The sequence below is a fragment of the bacterium genome, from assembly GCA_030247525.1.
Lineage (GTDB): Bacteria > Electryoneota > JAOADG01 > JAOADG01 > JAOADG01 > JAOTSC01.
This window is the reverse complement of sequence record JAOTSC010000202.1, coordinates 1-5,437: the sequence shown is the minus strand read 5'-3', so window position 1 is coordinate 5,437 and position 5,437 is coordinate 1. Positions and strand designations below refer to the sequence as shown.

Below are 5,437 nucleotides of genomic sequence, written 5' to 3'. Positions count from 1 at the left end.
GTGATACTCAGTTGAACGAAAAACTCTATTTGATGTTGAAAGAAAAGTACGAAGAGTCGCGAATAGCCGAAGCCGGTCGTACCGCGAAAGTTCGCATTATCGACGAAGCAAAACCACCACGATTCCCGATTCGTCCAAATAAGCGGATGAACATCATCTTTGGTATCATTCTCGGTTTAACGATTGGTATTACCGCATCGCTCTTGATTGATTACACGGATAATTCGATTCGAACCGTTGAGGATGTCGAACGCATCGGTATCTCGGTGTTGGGAACAATCCCCTACATTAATCTCGAAGAGATTATGCGCAAGTTGAGTAGGGATGGGAAGTCTGTTGACGACCGAATCTGGGAAAAACTGGAGACGCGGTTAATCACTTCATTCTCGCCAAAGTCCCCGATTTCCGAAGCGTACCGTGCATTGCGAACTAACCTTTTGTTTGCCAGTCTCGACGTCAAAAAGCAAATTATTCTGTTAACGTCAGCGACCACGAAAGAGGGAAAAACTACCACTGCGTGTAATTTGGCGATTACCATGGCGAGTGCGGGAATGCGGACGATTTTGATTGATGCTGACTTCCGCCGCCCCTCGGTTCATAAGAACTTCCGGTTGGATCGCCATCATGGCGTTACTGACATTCTGTTGGGTACACTGACATTAGAACAAGCGCTCAAACCGACTGAAATCCATAATCTGGAAATTCTGACTTGCGGTGAAGTGCCGCCGAACCCCGCCGAAATCGTTGCATCCGATTTATTCAACGATCTCCTTCGCACTTTACGCCAGAATTACGACATCATCATTATTGATAGTCCACCGTTGATTGCGGTTACCGACGCTTCGATTCTTGCGAAGACTGCTGACAGTGTTATTCTCGTCACCCACTCCGGGTACATTGCCAAACGCGAAGTGCAGCGCTGTATTACGATTCTTAAGAGTATCGGGGTCAATTTGTCCGGGGTAGTCTTGAATGGTCTCGATATCAAGCGAGTCTACGGATCGTACTACTACTACTATCACTATTATCATTACTATTATTACTACGGTAGCAAAGGCGATAAGAAGCGATCAAAGAGTGTACGTGTCGATAAGAAACCGGAGGATGCGAAAATCGTATGATCCGGTTGTTAGCGCCGGCGAAGATTAATATCGGCTTGCGTGTACCCGGCAAGCGAAACGACGGGTATCACTGGATTGTTACCTTGATGCAGGCGATCTCGTTATACGACGAGATCGCTTTCGCGTCTGCCGATCGGTATGAGTTACATTGTTCCGGTGAGTGGCAGGTACCGGAGGATGAATCGAACTTAGTTACAAAGGCAGTACGGGCGTTTGAACATCTGACCGGGATTGTAGCTAAAGTGCGAATCGATGTAACGAAGAGGATTCCTCTTGGCGGCGGACTTGGTGGTGGTTCGTCAGATGCTGTTGCAGCTTTGATTGGTTGTAATAATTTCTTTCAAACCAATCTTCAGGAAAGTGACCTCCTTGCTTTGGCAACTGGAATTGGTAGCGACTGTCCTTTTTTTTTACGGGGTGGTATACAGGAGGCTACCGGTAGGGGTGAGATTTTGACACCGTTGAAAGCGATGCTTCCGGGAGTTTTTGGGCTATGGTTTCCCGGAGTTAGCGTAAATACGGGTGTCGCCTATGCTCGACTTAACCGAAACTTGACTCAAGAATCTCCTTCGCTTATCTTGTCAAGCTGTCTCCGCAGTGAAAACGATTGGCGGAGCGACCCGCAACTCAAAAACGATTTCGAACCGGTAGTCGCGAATGAATTGGCTTATTGGGATGATGCGCGCGAGTTTTGGATGAGTTGCGGTGCAAAATGGGTATCGATGTCGGGCAGCGGAAGTTGCCAAGTCGCCCATTTTGATGTGATGAAGGTATGTGCCGCCGCAGTTTTGCAGTTTCCCTTTGGAGGCAGGACATGGGCGGTTGAACCGATCCCTCAGGGGGTTGTTTATCTTAACGATTCAGGTGCTTTGTGAAAGTAACCGAGATTAACGTCAACTTGCGGAACGAAGACCGTTTGAAGGCGTTTGTCAACATCACGCTTGACGATGTGTTTGTCGTTCGCGGATTAAAAGTAATTTTGGGTAATCAGGGTTTATTTGTTTGTATGCCATCCCGTAAAATGCCGGATGGCACATACAAAGACATCGCTCACCCAATTTCAAACGAGTTCCGGCAGGAACTTGAAGCAATGGTATTGGATCAATATCATCGCAAGCTGGTGGAAGATCCGACCGGAGCATCGTTACCGGCCGGTGAGCTTGACTAAACCATCAAAGATCGCAATGCACGATTTCCTTGGGGTGTCGCCAAGTGGTAAGGCACGGGGTTTTGGTCCCCGCATCCGGGGGTTCGAATCCCTCCGCCCCAGCACAATTTAGCGAACAGGCATACATGGCGCTGCATCAACTACGCATTTTTACTGGAACGGCGCATCGTGAATTCGCAGTTGCGATTGCACACAAACTTGGTGTGCCACTGGGAAACTGCGATATCAAACGTTTCGCTGATGGTGAGATTTGGGTGAAATTTGTTGAGAATATTCGTGGTAACGACGTATTCTTGATTCAACCGACCCATCCGCCAGCCGACCATTTGTTTGAGTTGTTGCTGATGGTTGATGCCGCTAAACGCGCATCAGCTCAGCGGATAACGGTTGTGATTCCCTATTTTGGCTACGCCCGGCAAGATCGCAAAGATCAGCCGCGGGTAGCCATTTCGGCGCGGTTAGTTGCAGACTTAATCTCAGTGGCAGGAGTGGATCGAGTTCTTGCAATGGACCTCCATGCTGCGCAGATTCAAGGATTCTTTAACATTCCGGTCGATCATCTGTATGCGGCGCCGGTGTTTACCGATGTAATCCGCCATTTGAATTTAGATCGACTATGCGTTGTTTCGCCGGATGTGGGGAATATTAAAATCGCTCGCGCTTACGCGAAACGGTTGAATGCCGAATTGGCGATGATCGACAAGCGGCGTACCGCCCACAACGTCGCCGAAGCGATGAACATTTTAGGTGATGTCCGTGACCGCAACGTAATCTTGATCGACGATATCGTCGATACCGCGGGCACGTTAAGCGCAGCAACCAAAGCGGTGCGCGAAGCCGGTGCGAAGTCGGTGCAGATTTGTTGTACCCACCCGGTATTGTCGGGAGAAGCGATAGAACGGTTGGAAGTGGCGAAAGTTGACCGGATGTACGTTTCCGATACGCTTCCCTTGCGAATTGAGAAAAAACCGGATTGGCTGCATGTAGCTTCGGTAGCCACTGAGTTTGCGGAAGCGATCAAACGAATTCACTACAACGAGTCGATCAGCTCGTTATTCGATTAGAGTTTTGGGAGGCGGGTAATACAATGGCGGTGATGGAATTAGCGGTTGTTAGCCGTATTACAAAAGGAAAAGGCGGAGCCCGGCAAGTTCGCTTTACTGGAAAAGTGCCGGGTATCGTGTACATCAAAGGCAAGGATGGTATTCCTTTTGCCGTTGATGCAAACAAATTGCGGCTTACGCTGATCAAGCAGCCAACCATGTTGCAACTGACAGGGGAAGGTTTGCAGGGGATGATGTGTGTCGTTCGTGAAATCCAACGGCACCCGTTGACCGGTGCGATAGAACACATCGATTTGCAGTCGGTATCCGCTGAGCAACGTATCCGAATGACCTTTAACATTTACTTAAAGGGCACTCCGATTGGAATCAAGGAAGGCGGTATTCTTGATCAGATCGAACACCGTAACGCGTTAGACCTTAAGCCCGCCGATGCACCGGATCGTATTGAAATCGATGTAACAGAATTGCACATGAACGAATCGATGCACATCCGAGACATCAAGTTACCCGTCGGTGTGAAACTCTTGAGCGATCCCGATACCACGATTCTCACTATTCAACCGCCGAAGATGACCGGTGACGAGAAACCATCGACCGAGCCGGCGGCTGCACCGGAAGTGATTACCGCACGTAAGAAGGACGAGGCGAAGTAAACCTTGCCGACTGCGATTGTGGTCGGATTGGGTAATCCCGGCGACCGCTATGCGCGGACGTGGCACAATGCCGGCTACTGGATTCTTGAGCGGTTCGCAGAGCGGCAAAACTGGCAATTTCGAGCGGGAAAAGGCGAGTACTACTACTCTCGCGGACTCTTTAGTGATGACACTGTGGTTTTGGTGAAACCGACCACTTTCATGAATGCTTCGGGTTTTGCCGTGGTCGATGCGATCCGGTTTTTCGATAGCGACCCGAAAGATCTCTTTGTCATCTTTGATGACCACGATCTTCCGTTTGGAGCTCTTCGTTTACGCGGTAAAGGTTCTGATGGCGGTCATAAAGGGATGCGGTCGATTATTGAATTACTCGGGAGTATGGATTTTCCCCGGTTGCGGTTTGGTATACGCCCTCCCGACGGTCGCAGCGGAAATTTAGCTGGCAAAGTCCTTTCCGAAGTGCCGAAAAAACAGCAAGAGGAAATCCTTTTACAGATCGACCGAGCGACTGATGCTGTCGAATGTTATTTGAAAGAGGGGTTGTTGGCAACGATGAATAAGTACAATCGAACGCCCGCTCCCGAATTGTAAGGGTCGATGAAGCGATCCCGAGTTGATATGTATTGTACGACAGATATTCCTCTGTCGGTCACGATTTTGTCAGTCAGAGATTACTCTGACCTAATCGTTAGGCTTGATTCGCCTGACTATGCAAGCCGCGGGAATTCACCTGCGCTCCGTAAGAATCAGCGGAACCGCTGATTGAGGAAACAAGGAAGAGGAATGAAACGAAAATACGAATTAATGTTCACGATCGACGCGGTACTTGACGACCCGCAGATCGAGGAAATCGCGAATAAAATCCGCTCGTCGATGGAGGCGAGAGGCGCGGAAATCCTCGACTGGAATCGTTGGGGCAAGCGTCGGTTCGCCTACGAAATCAAAGGGCGAACCCATGGGGTCTACTATGTCATTTTGATGATGCTCCCTGCCGATCAGGTGCGCGAAGTTGAATTGATGTTGAAGTTAACCGAACCGGTGCTCCGCCATTTACTCCTCAACATTACTCCCCGGATGGAGAAGTTGATGATTAAGCAGAACCGATTGAAGGCGAAGCTCTCGCAAGAAGTATCGGAGCGAGCGGTGAAGTCGGAAGCGGCATCAATCGAACTCGCGGGCGATGAGCGTCCGCAGAGTGTGGAAGAGGCAATTGAAGCGGTAGATAAAATATCTGCCGATCAAGCGTAAGCGGAACGGACGGAGAACATGTCCGAATTGCGTATGCCAGACGTTAATACGGTATTGATTGCTGGGAATCTGATTAAAGACCCGACAATCCGCCATACTTCCGCTGGAACTCCGGTATCGAATTTTATAATTGCTTCGAACCGGAAATTCCGCGACAACACCGGCCAATGGAAAGAAGATGTC

The 5,437-nt window shown here is 49.4% G+C and carries 8 protein-coding genes and 1 tRNA gene; all 9 read left to right on the top strand.

Annotated features, from left to right (window positions below):
• Nucleotides 1–1,121: polysaccharide biosynthesis tyrosine autokinase (locus OEM52_13650; GenBank protein ID MDK9701180.1), on the top strand; the 1,121-nt coding region annotated here is incomplete at its 5' end.
• The gene (gene ispE / locus OEM52_13645) at nt 1,118–1,996 is read left to right on the top strand and encodes a 4-(cytidine 5'-diphospho)-2-C-methyl-D-erythritol kinase (protein ID MDK9701179.1); all 879 of its coding nucleotides are present in this window, start codon (nt 1,118–1,120) and stop codon (nt 1,994–1,996) included. The genes OEM52_13650 and ispE, both read left to right, overlap by 4 nt.
• Entirely contained in the window at nt 1,993–2,289 is a 297-nt protein-coding gene (spoVG, locus tag OEM52_13640) for a septation regulator SpoVG (GenBank protein MDK9701178.1), read from the top strand. Before ispE ends, spoVG begins: the two co-directional genes overlap by 4 nt.
• A gap of 30 nt (nt 2,290–2,319) precedes the next feature.
• Nucleotides 2,320–2,391 (top strand) — tRNA-Gln (locus OEM52_13635).
• A 23-nt stretch (nt 2,392–2,414) separates the two neighbouring features.
• Nucleotides 2,415–3,353 (top strand): ribose-phosphate pyrophosphokinase, encoded by a 939-nt coding sequence (locus OEM52_13630; protein MDK9701177.1) that lies wholly within the window; start codon nt 2,415–2,417, stop codon nt 3,351–3,353.
• 23 nt (nt 3,354–3,376) lie between these two features.
• On the top strand, nt 3,377–4,006 hold the full coding sequence (locus tag OEM52_13625; protein ID MDK9701176.1) for a 50S ribosomal protein L25: 630 nt from the start codon (nt 3,377–3,379) through the stop codon (nt 4,004–4,006).
• Nucleotides 4,007–4,009: 3 nt separating this feature from the next.
• Entirely contained in the window at nt 4,010–4,597 is a 588-nt protein-coding gene (gene pth, locus OEM52_13620; GenBank protein ID MDK9701175.1) for an aminoacyl-tRNA hydrolase, read from the top strand.
• Between the two features lie 192 nt (nt 4,598–4,789).
• Complete coding sequence (gene rpsF / locus OEM52_13615; GenBank protein MDK9701174.1) at nt 4,790–5,254, top strand: 30S ribosomal protein S6; 465 nt, start codon at nt 4,790–4,792, stop codon at nt 5,252–5,254.
• An 18-nt stretch (nt 5,255–5,272) separates the two neighbouring features.
• The coding region (locus OEM52_13610) for a single-stranded DNA-binding protein (GenBank protein MDK9701173.1) at nt 5,273–5,437 on the top strand (165 nt) is incomplete at its 3' end.